Origin of the sequence: Haematospirillum jordaniae (genome assembly GCF_001611975.1) — a bacterium.
GTDB classification, from domain to species: Bacteria; Pseudomonadota; Alphaproteobacteria; order Rhodospirillales; family Rhodospirillaceae; genus Haematospirillum; species Haematospirillum jordaniae.
The window spans coordinates 147,316-168,666 of record NZ_CP014527.1 but is presented as its reverse complement, the minus strand read 5'-3'; the positions used below and the strand labels follow the sequence as shown (position 1 = coordinate 168,666).

The 21,351-nt window shown below is 56.9% G+C and carries 11 protein-coding genes, 3 pseudogenes and 1 CRISPR repeat array; of the genes and pseudogenes, 9 read left to right on the top strand and 5 right to left on the bottom strand.

The window, feature by feature from the left end; translation table 11 throughout:
* Positions 1-334: 334 nt before the first annotated feature.
* Together AY555_RS10835 and AY555_RS10830 are read left to right on the top strand one after the other, a co-directional pair.
* Positions 335-610 carry a hypothetical protein gene (locus AY555_RS10835; protein ID WP_066137220.1) on the top strand — a complete coding sequence of 92 codons (276 nt, stop codon included), beginning with the start codon at positions 335-337 and terminating at the stop codon, positions 608-610.
* A 79-nt stretch (positions 611-689) separates the two neighbouring features.
* Positions 690-2,402, top strand: a complete 1,713-nt coding sequence (locus AY555_RS10830; RefSeq protein WP_066137218.1) for a recombinase family protein — start codon at positions 690-692, stop codon at positions 2,400-2,402.
* A gap of 463 nt (positions 2,403-2,865) precedes the next feature.
* Here the strand turns inward: AY555_RS10830 and AY555_RS10825 are convergent, their stop codons facing one another.
* From AY555_RS10825 to AY555_RS12285, 5 genes are all read right to left on the bottom strand, one after another.
* Positions 2,866-3,144, bottom strand: a complete 279-nt coding sequence (locus AY555_RS10825) for a hypothetical protein (RefSeq protein WP_066137217.1) — start codon at positions 3,142-3,144, stop codon at positions 2,866-2,868.
* Positions 3,145-3,146: 2 nt separating this feature from the next.
* The gene (locus AY555_RS10820) at positions 3,147-3,827 is read right to left on the bottom strand and encodes an AAA family ATPase (protein ID WP_066137215.1); all 681 of its coding nucleotides are present in this window, start codon (positions 3,825-3,827) and stop codon (positions 3,147-3,149) included.
* Between the two features lie 326 nt (positions 3,828-4,153).
* A complete protein-coding gene (locus AY555_RS10815) occupies positions 4,154-5,344 on the bottom strand; it encodes a calcium-binding protein (protein WP_066137213.1) in 1,191 nt (396 codons plus the stop codon).
* A gap of 291 nt (positions 5,345-5,635) precedes the next feature.
* Positions 5,636-7,288: a M10 family metallopeptidase C-terminal domain-containing protein gene (locus AY555_RS10810; protein ID WP_407646307.1), complete on the bottom strand. Its 1,653-nt coding sequence runs from the start codon at positions 7,286-7,288 to the stop codon at positions 5,636-5,638.
* Between the two features lie 107 nt (positions 7,289-7,395).
* Positions 7,396-10,863: a calcium-binding protein gene (locus AY555_RS12285; RefSeq protein WP_066137206.1), complete on the bottom strand. Its 3,468-nt coding sequence runs from the start codon at positions 10,861-10,863 to the stop codon at positions 7,396-7,398.
* 305 nt (positions 10,864-11,168) lie between these two features.
* Here AY555_RS12285 and parA point away from each other — a divergent pair.
* The 7 genes and pseudogenes from parA to AY555_RS10775 all read left to right on the top strand — a co-directional run bounded on the left by parA (position 11,169) and on the right by AY555_RS10775 (position 21,345).
* Positions 11,169-11,741 (top strand): annotated as a pseudogene (parA, locus tag AY555_RS12280) (ParA family partition ATPase).
* A 48-nt stretch (positions 11,742-11,789) separates the two neighbouring features.
* Entirely contained in the window at positions 11,790-12,008 is a 219-nt protein-coding gene (locus AY555_RS10795; RefSeq protein WP_066137204.1) for a hypothetical protein, read from the top strand.
* A gap of 481 nt (positions 12,009-12,489) precedes the next feature.
* The gene (cas9, locus tag AY555_RS10790; protein WP_066137387.1) at positions 12,490-15,675 is read left to right on the top strand and encodes a type II CRISPR RNA-guided endonuclease Cas9; all 3,186 of its coding nucleotides are present in this window, start codon (positions 12,490-12,492) and stop codon (positions 15,673-15,675) included.
* 59 nt (positions 15,676-15,734) lie between these two features.
* On the top strand, positions 15,735-16,646 hold the full coding sequence (gene cas1, locus AY555_RS10785) for a type II CRISPR-associated endonuclease Cas1 (RefSeq protein ID WP_066137202.1): 912 nt from the start codon (positions 15,735-15,737) through the stop codon (positions 16,644-16,646).
* A gap of 35 nt (positions 16,647-16,681) precedes the next feature.
* Positions 16,682-16,987, top strand: coding sequence for a CRISPR-associated endonuclease Cas2 (gene cas2 / locus AY555_RS10780; RefSeq protein ID WP_066137200.1), 306 nt, complete (start codon positions 16,682-16,684; stop codon positions 16,985-16,987).
* Between the two features lie 74 nt (positions 16,988-17,061).
* Positions 17,062-17,490: direct repeats of the CRISPR family, unit length 36 nt; unit sequence AGACTAGCATCTCAGAAATTGCGGTCAAGCAGCAAC.
* A gap of 20 nt (positions 17,491-17,510) precedes the next feature.
* Positions 17,511-18,179, top strand: a pseudogene (locus tag AY555_RS11650) (replication initiator protein A); the annotation flags it as partial.
* Positions 18,180-19,896: 1,717 nt separating this feature from the next.
* Positions 19,897-21,345 (top strand): annotated as a pseudogene (locus tag AY555_RS10775) (ShlB/FhaC/HecB family hemolysin secretion/activation protein).
* The last annotated feature ends 6 nt before the right edge of the window (positions 21,346-21,351 follow it).

The window sequence follows — 21,351 nt, the reverse complement described above, 5'->3', positions numbered from 1 at the left end:
GTGGTGCAAATGAAATTGGTAAGTATTTATGCGCCTGTCTCAAAGAATCTCAAAGTTTCTCCGTCGTACCCACCGGCAGGATAGAGGAGGTGGGCCCACCTCCTGTCCTCATTCCATGAGGATGCTTATTCGCACGGCCCGGCCGTGCTCAACGCAAGCGTGAGAAATGGAGAGCTTTTTAACCGTTTCCGTCTCAGAAAACGGAAAATAAAGCATGCCAAGCCGACGTCGGTGACCACGGCGACGGTACCCGGAGACGACAGGGTTCGGGTTCTGGCGTGGGCTGAAAGGCAGGCTTCAACAGGTTTTGCGAAAAATATACCCACTTGGTTGCGTGGACTGGCTGACCGTTTCACCGGAAGACGCCGATGACTATGACGACATTGTGCCAAGCATGGATGAGATCATCGCCCATATTCCGCCTGAACTTCTGCCGCCCCGCGTTGATGTCGGGACGGCGGTTGCCATGGGCTGGGACGGTCGTGACACCGATCCTGCGGTTTCTGTCGACGAGATCTGGGAAGATGTTTACCGCATCGCCCGCAAGATTATCCGGGTCAAGCGCCGCCGTGAAGCCGAAGCCGCTGCACAGGCTGCCAACACCCCCTGATCGTCATCCGCCCTTTCCCCGTTGCCCGTCAACCGGTTAAATGTCGTGTATACATACGACACAGACCGGAGGAAACGTCATGCTGGTCGCCATTTACGCGCGCCACAGCACCGACAAACAGGACACATCCAGCGCCGATCAGGTGGCCCGGTGTATCCAGTTTTGCGCAGACCGGGGGTGGACGGTATCCCACATTTTCGCCGACGAGGCGTTGTCAGGAGCCACCATGTCCCACCGCGAGAATGCCAAGGCGCTGGTTGCCGCCGCCCTGGCCGGTGAATTCGAGAAAGTGTTGAGCGAGGACTTGTCACGCCTGTCCCGCAGCCAGTCCGATATCGCCGCGCTGTACGAGAAACTGCGCTTCATGGGGATCGATATTGAAACCATCGCGGACGGCACCATCAACGAGCTGCATATCGGTCTGAAAGGCACGATGAACGCGCTGTACCTGCGGGACCTTGCCGACAAGACCCGGCGCGGGTTGCGGGCCATCACGCTGCGCGGGAAGATCCCCGGCGGCTTGTGCTATGGCTATCGCACCAAACACCGCCTGGATGAAAAAGGCGAACTGGTCCGTGGCGAGCGCGAGATTCATCCGGGGGAGGCGGAGGTCATCCGGCGTATCTACAGCGAGTACCATGACGGCGCGATCTTGAGTGAAATCTGTGAAGGCCTGAACGACGACGGCATTGCATCGCCGCGTGGCGGAACGTGGTCCATATCCGCTCTGGTCGGAACGGCGTCCCGGCAAACCGGCGTCCTGCGCCATACGTTGTACAAAGGCTGGATCACCTGGAACCGGCAGGAATACCGGGTCAATCCCGAAACCGGAAAACGGAACTGTGTTGTGCGGCCTCAAAGTGAATGGCTGCGGATACCGGTTCCGGAGCTCGCGATTGTGGACGAGGACCTGTTCGATGCGGTCCAGCGCATGATTGAAGACCGGTCTTCCATGCGTCATATCCGCGCCGCCGATGCCAAGGCCCGCAGCCGGGAACGGGCGATGGAACGCCAGCGCAAGGCCCGCTCGCTCCAGATGAAGACCGGCCAGACCGGAAGCTGGTTCTTCACGCGCCGCTTGCGGTGCGCCGAAACCGGCCACCCGTTGACCGCCGCCCCGCCGGGTTATTATGGATCACGCCGGACCGCCTTGTGGATGATCCCGCGCGAAACCATCATTGTCCAAGGTCTGGAGGCGCTGAATACGGTTGATCTGGACACCATCCGCACCTTTCAGGAGACGCTTTCACCGGACCGGCAACGCCACGAAAGCGCCATTGAACGGCTGCAACAACAGATCGACCAGGCAACAGATGAGGTCAAGGCACTGCTGTCCGATCTCGGAAACCGGACCAACCGCCCCGTCATCCGGTCCTTTCTGGACGACAAGGAAAAGCAGATCACCAACGCACGCCTTCAGCTCTATACGCACCAGCGGGAACTGGACAAGCTGATTTTCCGCACCGACCTTGCCAACGAAAGCCTGAACCGCTGGAAACGCCTTCTGGCCCGCCTGAAGCACGATCCGTCCGACGGCCTGTCCACCGTTCTTGTGCGCACCTGTATCAACCGGCTGCTTGTTCATGTGGAACGCAATGCCGATGACGAGCCGGTCCGCCTCTGGTGCACGGCTGATATCAACGTGCCTGAACTGCTGAAGCTCAACACCGCCATCATGCCATGGGACCTGATCCCCGAGCCATGGTCGAGGGCCGCCACGGTCGAGCTGAAAGACATACCAAAACCGGCAAAGGCAAAGGCAAAGGCAAAACAGAAAAAGAAAACGGTCTGAATCTGAATCAGAACGCCATGCCGGGTGGTATTGGCATGGCGTCAGAAATGCATTCAGCGCAGAAACGTTATTTTTTTCTGCTTCTTCAAGGAGGTGAACAACATAGTCCCACAAGCCGATGTTCATCTTCTTGGCAGACAAAAGGAATTTATTCAGGTCATTGTGTTCATGAACAAGCAAGTATGACTCAAGGCTTCTTGTACAGATTTCAGGCAGGGTCTTCTTCTGCATTATACCGTGTACACGTACCTTGTTCCAAAGATGTCTCGGTGCGACAATCCGCGCAAAAATGACATCTTCGTCATTATCTGCCGCTTTCTTGCAAGGCGTTCCAGCTGCTTTTGCCATACTACCACTGTCTCCATCTCGTTCAGGTTATGCCGTTGTAACAAAGCTTAACAAATCCAGAACAACCAACACGATAAATATATTGCTGATGGCAGCTTTCCAGCCGCACAAAGGATCATGTTATTTGATCCTGCTCCTCCCGCTCCAGTTTTTCGGCTATCGCCTCAAGAATCCATGTATGGCGGGGAATGCGGACAGCACGCTTCTTGAGTCTGCTGTCTATGCCACCAAGCATGTTCACAGGGATACGCAAAGCCACCTGCTTTTCAGCGGGTAACGTCACATCCGATGCGGGTTGATTGACTTGGGCAACACTGCCCCCTCTGTTAATAAGAGCATCCACATCAACGTCTGATCCGACCTCTGTTTTCTGCGGCTTTCTGGCGATAGCCATGACTACACCTCCATAGCTTCTTGATTTGTTTTTGATGCTATTTTGATATCAAAAACAAATCGGTGTAGTTTCATAATTTCTTCTACTGCCTTCTGGTCTGCTGGCTTCAACTCCACAACAGAAAGCCCATGAGCAGCAGCATTGCTATATGCTTTTCGCCCGCCAAGAGGCGTATCAATAAAGATGAGTGCCCCCGTTTCCTGCAATACCTCGGCAGCTGCATCATTATCTTGCCCACGAGGATCGGCTCTGTTCAGGAAGGTATAGGCGACAAGGGTCGGATTAGCCGCCCGCATTTCTTCGACAAGCTGCCCAATGCGCTCAAGTGTCCATACATCAAAGGAACGGGGAACAAATGGCACAAGCACCGTATCCGCTACAGTGAGGGCTGCGCGTTGGCTTGTCGTGTCTCTCCCGCCTGTGTCAATGATGATATCATCGTACTTGTTGGCCAGCCTCTGGATTTCCGTTCTGACGGTTGCACCCGTTAATTTGATGCTGGTATAGCCTGCACCCTTTTCCAGGGATTCATTTCGCAAAGCGGTGAAGTCCGTCGATGTCTCTTGATCATCTGCGTCAACCAGAAGCACGTCCTTACCAGCTGCGGCACGAATAATTGCAAGATTTGTGGCAACAGTCGTTTTACCTGACCCGCCTTTTATCCCTCCAACCACAACAATCATTCTGAAATCATTCTAATATAAATGTGATAAGAAGGTTTAATAGTAATTTCCAAATTATATAAATAGGCAATATTTTTGATATCAAATGTTAATAGTATAAGTTTATGATCTATATAGGGTATTAAATTAGGTAATGAAATACTTATTTTTTGAATTATTGTATCAATGACTGCGGCTGTAATTTTATTTGGTGGCCAGAAAATCCCCTCCGTCGTAAAAATAGCTTTTTATGGTTTTGTTCCGGTGCCTAGATGTTGAAACGCCACGGGTTTGAGCCGTGGCATTTCAGTATGTTGGTCAGATGTGTTCCGGCAGGCGGTGTGATATCAGAGGATCAGGCCGTCAGGCCCAAAATCGGTGACCCCGCGCAGGGTGACACTGAAATTGTTGGTGGCCAAGCTCCCGTCTACATCGGCATACAGAACGACATCATTATCGCTTTTTTCCATCCACACCGACCCTTCTCGCGGCCCATCGGGGCTCCAAGTCAACTTCCTGATTCTACCATCTATACTGCCAATAGAGAGACGATCACCTGCAGCGGCGTCAAAATCCAGAATCACGTCATGACCAGGCAAATCTACCAGGAAATGAAATAGATCGGCACCATCACCACCTCTTAGAAGGTCTGCGCCACGTCCACCATCCAAGGTGTCGTTGCCAGAACCACCATCCAAGATGTCGTTGCCGTCATTGCCCCACAATTTGTTATTCTCTGCATCGCCAATCAGTACATCGTCACCGTTGCCGGTCCACAGATTTTCGATGTTGCGCAGGGTATCCTCGGCAATACCACCTACATAGACTGTGACGTCCTCTTCTCCGCGCAACGTTATCGTTACCGGGGCGTTTTTGTTACTAAGATAGGCCCAATCCGCCCCGGATCCACCATCCAAGGTGTCGTTCCCACTCCATCCATCCAGGTGGTCATCGCCATCTCCTCCGACCAAGAGGTCATTGCCGTCAAAGCCATCGAGGCGGTCATTACCAGCCCCGCCATACAGACGGTCATCGCCATCATGGCCATGCAGACCATCATCGCCTCCACCCCCGTAAATGGTATCGTTGCCAGCCCAACCCAGCAAGTAGTCACCCCCATCCCCACCGTCCAGGATATCATCGCCAGACCAGCCAGACAGGGTATTATTTTCTGCATCGCCAATCAGCACATCATTACCGGATCCACCCCGAATTTCCTCGATATTGCGCAACGTGTCCTCGGCCACACCATCCACATAGACCGTGGCATCCTCCGCACCGCGCAGCGTCACCTTCACCGGGACTTCCTTATCATAGTAAACAGCTCTGTCGCGCCCGTCCCCACCATCCAGAATGTCATTACCGGCCCCACCATACAGCCAGTCATTACCACCCCCACCATTGAGGGTGTCATTGCCCCCCCAGCCATCCAAGTGGTCATCACCATCCCCAGCGGTTAGAATGTCATCCGCCTCAGTCCCATGCAGCCAATCGTGATATGACCTATAATAAGTCATGGTTTTCTTTGTTGTTGTCATACGATCCCCCTTGGTCCATATGGTATCGAGTACACTCCCGCAGCCCGATACTCGCATTATGATGCTATCGCAATTGTAGATGCCCCGAGAACTGCAAAATATAACTATATTATATTGTATTACGTTCCCTCATTTAGAGACAGTATCAGCTAAAAATATGCACCTCTCATAAATAACGGATCATGGTTTTTTCTGGTGTGTGCTAGACGTGAAAACGCCACGGGTTTTGGCCCGTGGCGTTTTCTGTGTGTTTGCCGGAAGTGTTCCGGCGATTGGTGCGCCTGTATGGTGTCAGAGGATCAGGGCGCTCTGGTCAAGATCGGTGACCCCGCGCAGGGTGATGCTGATGTCTTCGGTGGCCGGATTGCCGTCAAGGTCGGCATACAGGACCACGCCGTCGTCGCCTTTCTCCATCCATACCGCCCACGCCTGCGGGCCGCCTTCGTTCCAGGTCAGGCCGGTGCCCTTGGTTGTTTTCATGCCAAGGTCGATGCGGTCACCCCCGGCGGCGTCAAAGTCCAGGATCACGTCATCACCGAAAGAGTCCAGCGTATAGACAAACCGGTCGGCACCGCCGCCGCCGGTCAGGGTGTCGTTGCCCTCACCACCGGTCAGGACGTTGGCTTTGTCGTCACCGGTCAGGATATCGTCACCAAACCCGCCGATAATATTTTCGATGTTGCGCAGGGTATCTTCTTCCTCGCCGTCGACCAGAACCGTCGCTGTCTTTGCGCCGGCCAGGGTGATCTCCAGCGAGCCGGGGCACCACGAATAATCGACGGTATCAATGCCGTCCCCACCGTCGATCACGTCCTTGCCGTAACCGCCCTCTAGGATATCGTCGCCGCCCTTGCCAAGCAGACGGTCATCGCCGTCCCCGCCCTTGAGGATGTTGGCACCCTTGTTTCCGGTCAGATGGTCGCCGGCAGACCCGCCGGTGATGTTCTCGATGTTGCGCAGCGTATCCTCGGCCCGCCCGCTGACCAGGGCCTTGCTGTCCCGGCCATCGCGCAGAATAATCGACACCGGGCCGCTGCGGTCCGCATAGTCGGCGGTATCCTCGCCGTCCCCGCCGTCCAGGATATCCTCTCCCTCGCCACCGTTCAGAACATCATTCCCGCCGTCGCCGTTCAGGGTATCCGCCCCGCCATCGCCATGAAGGACATCATTCCCGGTGTGGCCGTTCAGGGTATCGTTGTCGTCGCCACCGTACAGACGGTCATTGCCGTCCCCGCCGTGCAAGGTATCCTGGCCGCCTTCGCCACGCAGGGTGTCATTTCCGGTGTGGCCGTACAGCGTATCCCAGCCGCCACGGCCCTCCAAGACATCATCACCACCCATACCACGCAGGATATTGTCGCGGTCATCCCCGCTCAGACGGTCATCAAAATTGCTGCCATCGGCGTTGACAACCGTGGTTGTCGGATCCAGAGCAATCACGACCGGCTCTAGGCTGTCTTTTTTGCTGCCCAGGCTTCCGTTCTTGATCTGCAGGCCAAGATTGACATCCCTGGCTTCCAGATCGGACAGCCCGTTCAGGGTCAGGCTGATTTCCTCGGTTTCTGCCTGGCCGTCGATATCGCCCAGAACCTGCAGGTTTCCGTGTTCGTCACGCTGCGTCCATACGGCATAGGCCCGGCGCCCGTCCTCGCTGAAAGCCAGGCCGCCAATCTGTGACAGGTCAAGGGTATCAACACCCCGGATAAAATCGGTGATCACATCGCCCACGGTATCTTTTGCCGTATCATAGGCAAAGATATCCCGCCCTTCGCCACCGGTCAGGGTATCGGCTCCGGCTCCGCCTTCCAGAAGATCCCACCCGGCACCACCGTCCAGGGTGTCGTTCCCGGCGTCCCCCCAGATCCAGTCATGACCGGCCCCGCCGTTCAGGATGTCATCGCCGGATCCACCGGAGATGATGTCATCACCACCTTCACCGTGCAGGGTATCGGGTCCCGGTGTGCCGGAGAGGGTATTGGCCCCGGCATCTCCCCGCCGTGTCTCGCCGGAATAGACGGTCCCGTCTTCGACAATGGTCTTGTTCTGCTCTTTCAGGGCTGTCTAGGCCTTCTCCCGCGCGGGCCTTCCTTGCTGAACGTAAAGGCTCCCAGGGCAGACATATCCAGGCGGTCCTCGCCAGAGGTGAAATCGGTGATCCGGTCACCCGTAGTTTCCGACACCGTGTTATAAACAAAGCGGTCAGAACCGGCACCGCCCGTCAGGGTATCCGCACCCTCGCCACCACGCAGGACATCATCCCCGTCGCCTCCGTCCAGGGCATCGGACCCGGCACCGCCTTCCAGCGTGTCATGGCCGGTTCCACCCTCCAGGACATCGTTGCCTTTTTCGCCCTGCAGCAGGTCGTCGCCGGATCCACCCTTTAGGTTGTCGTTGCCGTCACCGCCTTCCAGCGTGTCGTTCCCGGCCTCGCCTTCCAGGGTATCGTCGCCGCCTTCACCATACAGACGATCGTCTCCGTCACCGCCGTCAAGGTGATCGTCCATGTCACGACCATACAGGCGGTCGTCGCCGCCCTGGCCATACAGGTGGTTGTTGCGGTCATTCCCGGTCAGGACATCAGCCCCGGCACCGCCCCGGGCTTTCCGGACCCCGGTCCAGTCGGTCACATGCAGCTCGACCGAATCTGTGGCCAGACCGGCGTCAATCATGTCCCCGGCAATACGGGTAGTAACCCCAAGGTCATGGGTGGTGAGACTCTCGACCACGCCCAGGTGCAGGTCAACCTCTGCCGTGTCAGCATTGCCATCGGTATCACCCAGCAGGCGCATAGATCCATCTTCGCCGCGACGCAACCACAAGGAACGAGCCCGCGGGCCCCCCTCGCTGAAGGCAAACTCACCCACCGCCGACAGGTCGATCCGGTCCTCCCCGGCCTTGAAATCGGTGATCACATCGCCCCGGGTTTCTGCCGCCGTGGTGTACACAAACCGGTCATGGCCGGCACCACCGGTCAGTCTGTCGGCACCCGCGCCGCCATACAGGCTGTCATCGCCTTCGTGGCCATCAAGAGTATCGTTGCCGTCCTGGCCGAACAGGGCGTTCTTGCCGGAGGTTCCGGTGAACACATCATCGCCCCGCCCACCGGTCATGCTGGCAATATCGGCATGCCGGCGCATGTCGGCGGTCACCCCGACCTCCGATGTGCTGACATCCAGGGCATTGCCCCAGACCGGCATCAGGCCAAGATCAAAGGATTTCAGGCTTTCCACCCCGCTCAGGGTCAGGTCCACCTCGGCTGTTTTGGCATCACCGTCGGTATCCCCGCGCAGGTGCAGGCCGTTTTCATCCCGTGCCGTCCACAGTGAACGGGCCCGGGGCCCTTCAACGCTGAACACAAAATCCCCGACAGCCGACAGGTCGATCCGGTCCTCACCCACCGTAAAGTCGGTAATCACATCGCCCCGGGTTTCTGCCGCCGTGGTGTACACAAACCGGTCCGCCCCGGCTCCACCGGTCAGTCGGTCGCCGTCTGCACCGCCGGTCAGGGTGTCATCGCCGTCCCCGCCGGTCAGTTCGTCATGGCCTGCACCACCGGTCAGGACATCATGACCCTCATCACCTGTCAGGGTATCATCGCCCGCACCGCCACTCAGGGTATCGTCGCCTTCTGTTCCAAGGATGGTGTCGTCTCCGGCACCGCCGATGGCGGTATCGGTCCCGGCAAAAGCGGCCAGATCCAGGGTCACGGCTGCGGTCGCCGAGGTCGCATCCAAGGTGGTTCCCCGGGCCACAACCGTGGCTCCGACATCAGCGGCACCCAGGTGACTGGCCTGTGACAACAGGATGTCCACCTCGGCTGTTGTGGCATCACCGTCGGTATCCCCGCGCAGGCGCAGGTTTTCACCTTCTGCAACCGTCCACAGCGCACCGGCCCGCGGGCCGTCCTCGCTGAACACCAAATCCCCGGCACCGGACAGGTCGATCCGGTCTTCCCCAGCCTCGAAATCGGTGATCACGTCGCCCACCGTTTCCGCCGCAGAGGCAAACACAAACCGGTCCGCGCCCGATCCGCCGGTCAGGGTGTCCGCGCCAGCCCCGCCGTCCAGAACATCGGATCCAGCTCCGCCGACCAGAACATCGGCGCCGGTTCCGCCCTGCAGATGGTTGTCGCGGGCATTGCCGGTGATCCGGTCATCGCCCGCACCACCACGGGCTTTCTGGATTGCCGGATGGCTGGACAGGTCCAGCGTCACCGGACCGGTCTGGTTCCCGCTGTCCAGAACCCCGGACCGCAGCGCCGCCTGGAAGCCGAACGCATCGGCCCCCACAGACGTTACGCCCTGCAGCAGCATGTTGATGTCCGCGCTGTCCACATGGCCGTCGGTGTCGCCCAGAAGACGCAGGTTTTCCCCCTCAACAACCGTCCACAGCGCCCGTTCGTGGGCACCGTCTTCGCTGAACACTAAATCCCCGGCGCCGGACAGGTCGATCCGGTCTTCCCCGGCCTTGAAGTCGGTGATCACATCGCCCACCGTCTCCGCCGCAGAGGCAAATACAAACCGGTCCGCGCCCGCGCCGCCGGTCAGGGTGTCATCGCCGGCATCACCTTTCAGCGTGTCATTACCTTCACCCCCGCGCAGGGTATCGTTGCCGTCCCCGCCCTTGATGGTGTCATCGCCGGTTCCGCCGTCCAGAGTATCCGTGCCAGCACCGCCATACAGCCGGTCGTCACCGTCCTCGCCCAGCAGGGTGTCAGCCCCGGCGTACCCGTGCAGCAGGTCATCCCCGGCACCGCCCTTCAGCGTGTCCTCGCCGTCATCACCGGACAGGCAGTCCACACCGTCACCACCGGACAGGATATCGTTCCCGGCACCGCCAGACAGGGTGTCGTCACCCGCACCCCCGTCAAGGCGGTTGTCGTTAGCATCGCCGGTCAGTTCGTCATTCCCGTAACCGCCGTCCACATTCTCGATGTTGCGCAGGGTGTCCTCGGCCACGCCGTTTACATAGACCGTGGCATCCTCCGCACCGCGCAGCGTCACCTTCACCGGGGCGCTCTTGTCACCGTAATCGGCCACATCATCACCGGCACCGCCGTCCAGGGTGTCATTCCCGGTACCGCCGGTCAGGCTGTCGTTCCCGGCACCGCCGTACAGTCGGTCGTTCCCGGCACTGCCCTTCAGTGTGTCGTTCCCGGCACCGCCGTCCAGGGTGTCGTTCCCGTCACCGCCGTCCAGGGTGTCGTGCCCGGACCCGCCGGTCACACTCTCGATGTCGCGCAGGGTGTCCTCGGCCACACCACCCACATAGACCGTGACATCCCTCGCAACCCGCACCATGTAAGGCTTCAGGTTCGAAAAGTCAGGGGGAGGTCCATAACTATCATGATTAAAAACAAGGTGTTTTATTAGGGCGGTTTCGCGGGCTTGGTCCACATACTCCGCAGCCCGCAGCGTTACCTGCACCGGCTTGTCGGTGTTTGAATAAGACACGCTGTCCCAGTTATCGGTCCCGACAAAGGTGTCTTTCTGGCCCGGGGTGTTGGTGAAGTCTGTCACGGGGGTTCTCCCTGATTTATGGGGCAGCCCCGGCCCTGTGGTGTGCAGGCCGGGGCGCGGGTCTTGTAGATGTATACGTATGACATATATCCCCGGGTTATCTTTTGTCCAGCTTAATGCACTGATTCTATTTGTTATTTTACCATCCGCATCCGGAACAGCTTTTACCTGTAGCTGGAGTGGCCACGTCGTAAAAACAGCTATTTCTACGACGGGGTGATGTACCTCATTCTGTTGTTTTACCTTTGACAGTTTTCATGATTTAAAGAAAAAGTATTTTCCTTAAATCATGAAGGACTGCGCACATGATTGTCGGGTTTCTGAATCAGAAGGGTGGTGTTGGGAAAACAACACTCAGTGTCAATGTTGCGGCAAGTCTGGCGCGTCGTGGTGGGCGTGTCTTGTTGATTGATGCAGATCCGCAAGGCAGCAGCCTTGATTGAGCGGCGGCTCGTGAAGCGGCACCGTTGCTTTCAGTTGCGGGTCTTCCACGTCCAACATTGCATAAAGAGATAGGCCAGATTGGCTATGGCTATGATCACGTTGTGATTGACGGGCCACCCCGTGTCACTGATTTAGCCCGATCTGCCGTTATGGCCGCCGATGTTGTTCTGATCCCTACACAGCCATCGCCTTACGACATATGGGCATCAGATGAGGTCGTCAAGCTTATTGGCGAAGCGATTGTTTTTAAAGAAAACCTTAAATACGCATTTGTTATAAATCGCAAAATATCAAATACGGCAATCGGGTGCGATGTGCGTGAGGCGCTGGCAGCTTATCCAGATGTTCCTGTTTTTGAATCGTCTCTTACCCAGCGTGTTATTTTTGCTGAAGCCGCAGCTCGCGGACTTTCTGTTCACGAAGTTGATGAATGAATTGTGTTCTGCCTATGAGCGGTTTTTGTAATTACGGAGAGGGAAAGTATGAGCAAGAAAGTTTCAATCGGGACCAGGCCGACAACCAAGTCAGCTCCTGTTTCTGCGGATGCATGGGTGGACAGTCGGGATGCAGAGGAACCGATGAAGAGGTTGACAATTGATATCCCTGCAAGTTTGCACCGTGCCATCAAGGCCCAATGTGCCATGCGTGGCAGCAAGATTTCAGATGAGTTGCGTGACTTACTTTTGCAGAAATACGGATAGTCGTATATACGTTTAATATGTTTTCATTAATTGAGTGTTTCTGTTTATGCCCGCAGCATTCGGGGGAGTGCCCTAGGGGGCAGGGCAAGATCAGGGCCATGCAGCTTGGGGGTGGCAGGATCGGCTGAAGACTTTTTTTGCGAGCCGCCATGGCCAATAAAGATACGGAATGCATCTAGGTTCATGATCGGGTACGACAAAAAGGAAACCCGGGGCCGTAGCCCCGGGTTTCTATGTGGTGCTCTGTCGAGCTTGTTAACGGCTCGACCGCAATTTCTGAGAGCCGAACTCTCATTTATTTGCCGTGAGTTGTCAAGGTGCAATCAGTCACCTTTTCCAGGAAAATGCTCCCGTCTGTCCGATCGAATTTGGGACGCTCGATGTTTGCCACTTTGAATCACTACCTTGGATGGCGTTGTGTGTTGACATAAATCAAGGGTCGAACAATTATTCCCCCATCTTTTTTATTTGGGTTCGTAACATGCTTCGTCTTGGGCTCGACATCGGTTCCACATCCATCGGCTGGTTTCTCTATCGCATAACCAACGGCATGATTGCCGAGATTATAGATTGTGGCGTGAGACTTTTCTCGGATGGCCGGGACGCGAAGACAGGCGTTTCGTCAGCCGTGGAGCGTCGCAATGCGCGCGCGTTGCGGCGACGGCGTGACCGATATTTGCGCCGTCGTGCAGCGTTGATGAGGCGCCTTGCGGCGGCCGGTTTGATGCCGGAAGACCCAAGTCAGGCGAAGCCGTTGGAGTTACTGGATCCCTATCGTCTGCGGGCCGATGCCCTGGATCGCCGATTGGAACTTACCGAACTCGGGCGGGCGTTGTTCCATCTTAACCAACGGCGGGGCTTCAAGTCGAACCGCCAAACGGACCGTGGCAACAACGAGGGCGGCAAGATCATCGATGGTTCTGCACGGCTGGATCAGGCGATGATGGCCGTCGGAGCGCGGACCTATGGCGAATTCCTGCACCTGCGTCGCAGCCAAGCCGAAGATCTGCGCCGTGTGCCGTCTGTTCGCACGCGGCTTACCTTGCGGTCCGTTGACGGTGGAAAAGCAGAAACGGGGTATGACTTCTACCCGGACCGGCGACACCTGGAGGAAGAGTTCAACAAGGTCTGGGCTGCGCAGGCCGCACATCACCCGGTGCTGACAGATAGCCTGCGCCATGAAGTGTTTGAGACAATCTTCTTTCAGCGTCCCCTGAAAGCACCAGCGGTGGGACGGTGTCTGTTCTTCCCGGAACCGCGCCTGCCAAGGGCTCATCCGCTGACACAGCGGCGTGTTCTTTATGAAACAGTCAATGCGCTGCGGATCAGGACCGAAAGCGGGGCCGCTGTTCCCCTCGGCAAGGAGCAGCGTGATAAAGTCATCATGCTTCTGGACGGCAAGGCACCGGTCAAGGCCATAGCCTCCGCGAAACTGTCGCTGAAGGCTATCGCAAAACATCTCAAGTTGCGTGACGGGCAGACCTTTACCTTGGAGAAGGGGCGCGATTACATCGCCTGCGATCCGGTCCGGGCGAGCCTGTCGCACCCCGACCGCTTCGGCCCGCGCTGGTCGGTGCTTGAGGCTGAGGTGCAGGCCGAAATCGTCGGGCGTATTCGTGATGATGATGATACCATGGCTCTGGTTGAGTGGCTGAAGCAGGTCCACGGCCTGGACGATGCGCATGCACGCGCAACGGCTGATGCCCCCCTGCCCGAAGGCTATGGTCGCCTTGGCGAGACAGCAACGCGGAAGCTGTTGGACTGCTTGAAAGCCGAGGTCCTGACCTATAGCGAGGCGGTGGGGAAGGCGCTCGATCAACACCACTCCGACCGCCGGACGGGCGAGATTCTGGAATCACTTCCCTATTATGGTGAAGTGCTGCAGGCTCATGTTATCCCGGGGACCGGTGAGCCGCATCATGACGATATCACACGTTTTGGACGGATCACCAACCCGACGGTTCACATCGGGCTGAACCAGCTGCGCCGCCTGGTGAACAGGATCATCGCCCGCTATGGTAAACCAGCAGAGATCGTGGTCGAACTGGCTCGCGACCTGAAGCAAAGCACCGGCCAGAAAAAGGCGGCCATAGCCCTGAATCTCAAGAACAGAAAGGCCGCCGAAGCACGGTCTGCTCTCCTGACCGAATGGGGTGTTCCGGATACGGGTGCGAACCGCATGTATGTTCGTCTTTGGCAGGAACTCCACGAAGATCCGATGATGCGGCGTTGCCCTTATACCGGGACCATCATTTCACCCTCTTTGCTCTTCTCGGGCGCGATCGACATCGATCACATCCTGCCCTATTCCCGTACACTTGACGACAGCACGGCCAACCGCACCCTGTGCATGAAGGAAGCCAATCGCCAGAAGCGCAACAAATCGCCATCAGAAGCCCGGCGGGACGGGATGCGGATCTGGGCGCTTGAAGACGACAATCTGCGCCATATTCCTGAATTCAAGCGCTGGCGCTTTGCCGAAGATGCGATGGCACGGTTTGAGGGCGAGCGGGATTTCGAGGCGCGGGCGCTGGTGGATACCCAGTACCTTTCGCGAATATCCAAGGCCTATCTTGAAACGCTCTATGACGGTGCAGATGGCAAGAGCCATGTCTGGGTCGTTCCAGGGCGGCTGACAGAGATGCTGCGCCGGCACTGGGGTCTGAACGGGATTCTTACGGACCCGCTGCGTGATGTCACAAAAGAGAAGAACCGGATGGACCACCGTCACCACGCCATTGATGCGGCTGTGGTGGCGGCAACAGACCGTGGCCTGATCAAGGCGATGGCCGAGCAGGCGCGTACAGATGTCGATCAGGGCCGTGAGGCACTGGCCTCATCCATCATGCCCCCGTGGCCCGGGTTCCGTGAAGCGGTTGCGGCACAAGTCGACCGTATCATTGTCAGCCACCGCCCCGATCATGGCCGGATCGACCTCACGACCCGCATGAAAGGGCGCGACCAGACAACCGGCCCCTTGCACCGCGACACGGCCTATGGCCTGACCGGGCAATCCGAGAAGGGTGTTCCGCTTGTGGTTACCCGCGAGCCCTTCGACAACCTGACCCCCACCATGATCGGCAAGATCAGGGACGAACCGTTGAAGGCAGCCCTTGCGGCCGTGACCGCCGGCAAGAAGGATGATGCGTTTGCCGAAGCGCTGGCACACTTCCGCGACAGGCCTGGCCCTTACCACGGGATCCGCCGCGTCCGGTTGATCGAGCCGATCAGCGTAGTCGAAATACGGGATGCATCCGGTCGGGCTTACAAAGGCTATAAAGGCAATTCCAACCATTGCTTTGAGGTCTGGAGGTTACCCGGAGGAGCCATCACCGAACATATTGTCAGCACCTTCGATGCCCACCAACCTGGCCCTGAGCCACGCCCACATCCGGCGGCCAAGCGGCTTTTGCGTTTGTTCAAGTCCGACATGGTAAAGCTGGATGACAGCAAGTTTGGTCCGGTTATTGCTACCGTTGTGATGTTCGACCGTAACGGTAAGATTTCCTTGGTGCCGCACACGGCATCCAATGCAAGGAAGCGCTGTGAGAAATATAAAGAAGACCTTTATCTGCGTTTCACTGCCCGCACCCTGATCGAGGCGGGTGCCCGTCGCATTATTGTGGATGAAACAGGTCATTTCCGTGATCCTGGCAGAAAAGGGTAACGGGGTTCTGGCGGGTTCTGTAGGCTGAATCCATTCGGCGGGGGAGAGGGGAACCAGCCATGGATCAGATCATTGACCTCACACAGGATGGTCGCCATCTGGCCCGTGACCGTGGATTTCTGACCGTAAGCGAGGGAGGAAAGCGGATCGCCCGCGTGCCTCTCGATCAAGTCGCCGCAGTTTTGGCCCATGCCCACGGGATAACCTGGTCCAACGCGCTGCTGGCTGCGCTCGCGGAACAGGGCACACCTGTTGTCATCTGCGGGTCAAATCATCGCCCAACGGGCCTTCTGTGGCCGATGGAGGGGCACCACCAACAGGGTGCGCGCATTCGTGCCCAATGGTCTGCGCCCGTACCTCTGGTGAAGGGGGCCTGGAAGGCCATCGTCATTGCCAAGATCGGTATACAGGCTGCATCGCTCGAAGCCATTGGACAGTCCTCAGCTCCCCTTCGCATGATGGCGCGTCGTGTCCGGTCCGGTGACACAGGCAACATTGAGGCACAGGCCGCCCGCTTTTACTGGCCACTGATGATGGGGCCGGATTTCCGCCGGAATACCGATGGCGGTGGCATCAACGCGCTTCTCAATTACGGCTATACTGTTCTGCGTGCCGCCACCGCACGGGCTGTTGCCGGTGCTGGTCTGCACCCTGCTATCGGTATCTTTCATGCCAATCGCGGCAATGCTTTTGCCTTGGCCGATGACCTGATGGAACCCTTCCGTCCGTTTGTTGACATGACTGTCCGGGAGATCGTCAGACGGGAAGGCACAGACGTCACACCGTCCGCCAAGGCAGCCTTGGCCCGGCTTATTGCCCTTGACCTGCCGTTGGCGGATGAAACGACACCCCTGGCCACAGTACTTGGGCGTCTGGCCTCCTCGCTTGCACGCAGCTTCGAAACGCGTCGTCTTGCGCTTGCCTTGCCCGGTCTCCCTTCGATCGATACCTTTCGTGCCTTGGGATCATGAATGGAACCACGTATCATCTCAGCGGATATCGTCTGATGTGGGTGCTGGTCATGTTCGACCTGCCGGTCGGGACCAGGGCCCAGGCCAAGGCTGCTACGGACTTCCGGAATTTTCTCCTTGATGAAGGCTTTGAACGCAGCCAGTTTTCGGCTTATGGTCGTTTTGTGAATGGGAAGGAGGCTCTTGAGGCCCGCATTCGTCGCATTAAACAGGCCTTGCCCGACAAGGGTGACGTCCAGATTTTGGCTCTTACGGACCGTCAGTTCCGCAACATCGTTCACTTTTCGAACCAAGACCGGCGGAGGGCCCGCGAAAATCCGTCGCAACTGGTGTTGCTATAGGAGCGATGTGTGCAAAAAATACACCGCTACATCGCGATATTATCAAGTGGAATCAAGGCGCAAAGCGCTGATCAAGACTAGCATCTCAGAAATTGCGGTCAAGCAGCAACGCCAATAACGCTGGCTATTTCCTGAATACAGACTAGCATCTCAGAAATTGCGGTCAAGCAGCAACAGAACCACAGCCGGGTCTATTTTCAGCGTTAGACTAGCATCTCAGAAATTGCGGTCAAGCAGCAACGCTCGCAGGTATCGCCTATGTGTGGCAGGCAGACTAGCATCTCAGAAATTGCGGTCAAGCAGCAACCATCATCCCAACCCTCCTGTCGTGGCCCGAAGACTAGCATCTCAGAAATTGCGGTCAAGCAGCAACGCGCCGGTAGGCGGCTTCAACCTTGTTCTAGACTAGCATCTCAGAAATTGCGGTCAAGCAGCAACACGGTCCAGGACATGCTCACCGGCATAGAAGACTAGCATCTCAGAAATTGCGGTCAAGCAGCAACGGAACAGCCGCCTTGAACGTGGCGCCTCTGTAAACCGCACCATTCAATTTCCGGTCTATGACTTTCTCAGGCTTACCGGACGCGGAACAGGCAAACAAGCTTACGAACTCTTCATGTCTGCACTGGACCGGCTGCAGAGCACCACTATTCGCACCACCATTACCTCTGGACAGAATGAGGAGCGTGAATGCCAGGGATTCTCGTGGATCGACAGCTACAGGATTGTCGAGCGCATCAATTCGCGTGGACAGAGGGTAATGGCCGCCGTTGAATTGACCCTGAACAAATGGATGTTTCGTGCAATTGTCGAGAACAGGCGTGTTCTCACCATTGATCGCGGGTATTTCAGGCTCAAGATGGGCTTGGAAAGGCGGCTTTACGAGCTGGCACGCAAGCATTGTGGCCGTCAGCCGATATGGAAGATTTCTCTGCCGCGCCTGGCGGAAAGGTGTGGCTCAGAAATGGAGCTCCGTAATTTCAAAGTTTATCTGAAGAAAATCTCGGAAGCTGATAGTCTGCCACAATATCGGGTTGGTCTGGCATTCGACAAGTCAGACCCTGAGCAACAACGCATGAATGAAGATCTCGGGACCAACGCGTGGCGTTGGGGGCGGAATGATCGCATCTTGGCCGTATTCACTCATAAAACCATGGAGCTTTTACCCCCGCCGAGTGAGATTGACGAATGATAAAAAGCAAGGCCAAGCCTGTGGATAACACGACCTGTATATCGGTATATTGCGTGCAATAAGACTCGGTAGATCACGCACAATTATCCATTTAACTGACTGATAGAATTAGCTAAATAGAATCTATAACGGTTTAACCTTATATAACACATACAGATAACGTAAAACGGACGGAAACAGCAGGGCCACAATAATTCGCCAGAAATAGGGATTTGAGTAGCAACGGAACAGAAAAACTACTTAAGGATTTCAGGGCTCGTCAGGGGCAGTTTTCTGAGGATCGCGTAACGACCTAAGTTCGCGTCAAGCCACGAATTCCGGCAGAGAGAAGGTGCATCAGCCGAACATATTGACGTGTTTTGAGCCAAGCGGCGACAGGCATGCAACTTATTCAGGTCGAGCATCGTAGACCTCTACTATGAGCTGTTCCAGGCCCACATCCATTGTAGATCGTGTTTCAGAGTACGACGACATTGACAACTAGGCCAAGCGCTCTGAGTTGATCGTACAGCCTTTCACAGTAGCGTTGCCGCAATATTGATCCGGATTACGCGTTTCGTACGGAGCAGGATTACGACCACGACATCCGCCTGATGAAGCATCACTTAAATTGCCACAGAAAAACGATCGAGGAATTGCGTCTCTGGCGTTGATCGCCAAAATTATTATGTAGGTTTTCTGTTTTATTGTTACTCAGACCACTATGTATAACTACGAACAGAGGTGCAAATGAAATTGGCAAGTATCTATGCCCCTGTCTCAAAGAATCTCAAAGTTTCTCCGTCGTACCCACCGGCAGGATAGAGGAGGTGGGCCCACCTCCTGTTCTCATTCGATGAGGATGCTTGTTCGCACGGCCGGGCCGTGCTCAACGCAAGCGTGAGAAACCCGGGTGTTTTTACAGGGTGCCTTGCGGACAACGCTCCCCTGTCTGTTGTGCCCACACATTCAGCAAGATCCAAAGGCCTTTCGTGGGCGTTGAATGGCAGTCGTCCGGGCATGCAGGGAACGGCAGAAAAATGCAGAGATTGGACAGGCCCCCACGATGCGTGGAAAGCAAGGCAACTGTTGGCATAGGGGCATCCTCTGTACTGCAGAAAAAAAGCCATCTTTAAGCCGCAAGCGCGGCGGGGGAAGAGTGCTTTTCTTTTGGCACGTCCTGCCCGGGAAAATAGTCCGGACGCTGCTTTATGCATGCCCGCCCTTGATGCTCCCCCGGTCAGGGAGGCGGCCCTGCCATGCTCGATCCCTGTGGCACATAGTGCGCCACCCACATTCCTCGTGGGAGAACAGGCATGCGCAACGGTATTCCGTCAGGGGTGCTGACAAGGGCACACCACCTCTTATTTTTATCCCGACCTGTTTTCATTTTACCATTTTCATTTACCTGTGGTAGTGATATAGGGTTTGCACAATCAAAAAAGATGTCCTTTGGGACATCGTCAAAATCGTGGGGGGGGAGGGATCTGCTACAAGCCCTGCAAGGGGCCACGGGCCGGTCTTCACAAGGAATTTCCTTCGCAGACACTGTTTTGGGCAGATCGGTTTTTATCGGTCTGCATCGTGTGGTGTGTGATCGCACACACAATATCGCTGTCCCCGGCCTCAGGCAGGGGCCGACGTGCTTGGTCGTGCGAAAATCACAGGATCCCTTCCGTCATTCATTACGGCTTTCGGCCAGTCCCTGACTGGTCCCGGAGGGGGGCCTTGTGTGTTCATGAACCGGTTTGTCCTGTGTGTGCTTGCATCCCTTTTCCTTGCAGCCTGTCCGGGGGTTGCGCAGGTCACGCCCGAGGATGTTGTGAAATCCATCGAGCAGGAGCAGTTGCGCCGGCAGCAAAGGGACTGGGACTTCAACGCCGAGCCGGACAAACGGCCTGATATTCATCTGGAACGTCCCGGGGACGGACCGGATGACCGGGAAGAGGATCCGGGTCCCTGTTTTCCGGTATCCACAACCAGGGTTGAAGGGGCCGAAGACCTGGACCTGGTTCCCCCTGATGTCGACAGGTTGAACGGCACGTGCGTACGACAGGGTGATCTGAGCCGCTATCTGGACAGCATGAACGCATTCTATGCCGGCAGGGGGTGGATCACGACCCGGGTCTATCTGCCCGAGCAGGATCTCTCCGGTGGTACGCTTCGTGTTCTTGTGATTTCCGGACGGATCGAGGACTTCGACTATGAAGGGGGGCAGGCGGCTGATTCCCGTATCCATTCTGCCTTTCCGTCAGGACAGGGGGATATTGTCAACCTGCGTGATATCGAACAGGCCCTTGAGAACTTCAACGCTCCGCCGACACAGTCCGGCACCTTCAAGCTGTACCCCGGAACCCGCCACGGGACCTCCATTGTCCGGATATCCCCGCAAAACAGGTTCCCGCTCGGGGGACGCCTGTCCCTGGACAATCTTGGCTACCGGAATACCGGTCGCTACAAGACCGGGGCAGACGTCCATTACGACAATCTCCTCAATCGCAACGACACGCTCCGGCTTGGCGTATCATCGACGACAAGGGGACTTTCAGGGGGCAAGACCTACGCCCGGGATGTACACGGCCGTTATCTGATCCCTTTCGGGAACTGGGGCCTGCACATCGGAGCCGGGTACAACACGTACAGGTTCACGCTTCCGGGCATCAACCAGCGCTTCCCCCTGCATGGGTATAATCACAGGCTGTCGGCAGACCTGCAGCGCCTTCTGTAGCGTGGTCAGGCAGCCAAGGTCTATGCGGTTGCCGGGGTCGGCCTGTCCCGTTCAAGGAATTATCTGGGTGACCATGAGGTCCTTGTCCAGCGTCGTTTTGCGACCAAGGCGAAGGCTGGCCTGAACGGACGGACCCATTTTGCAGGGGGCTACCACAGCTGGTCCGTCAATGCGATCCGGGGCATGGAGGCCCTGGGGGCACGAAGACCCCTGAACCCCGCGCTTGATCCGGAGCCGTTCCTGGTTACGGGCACTTCGGCGGTGTATGCCCGGTTCATGGATGGTCTCTTGCGTCTGGATCATCAGATCCGGGGCCAGTACTCACGCAGTGCCCTGTCGAGTTCCGACCGGTTTTCCCCGGGCGGGGGCTCTTTCGGCATACGCGGGTTCCAGGAAAACAGCTTGTCAGGAAGCAAAGGTCTCTCGACCCGCAATGATCTGGCGATCCGGCTGCACTAGGACCCT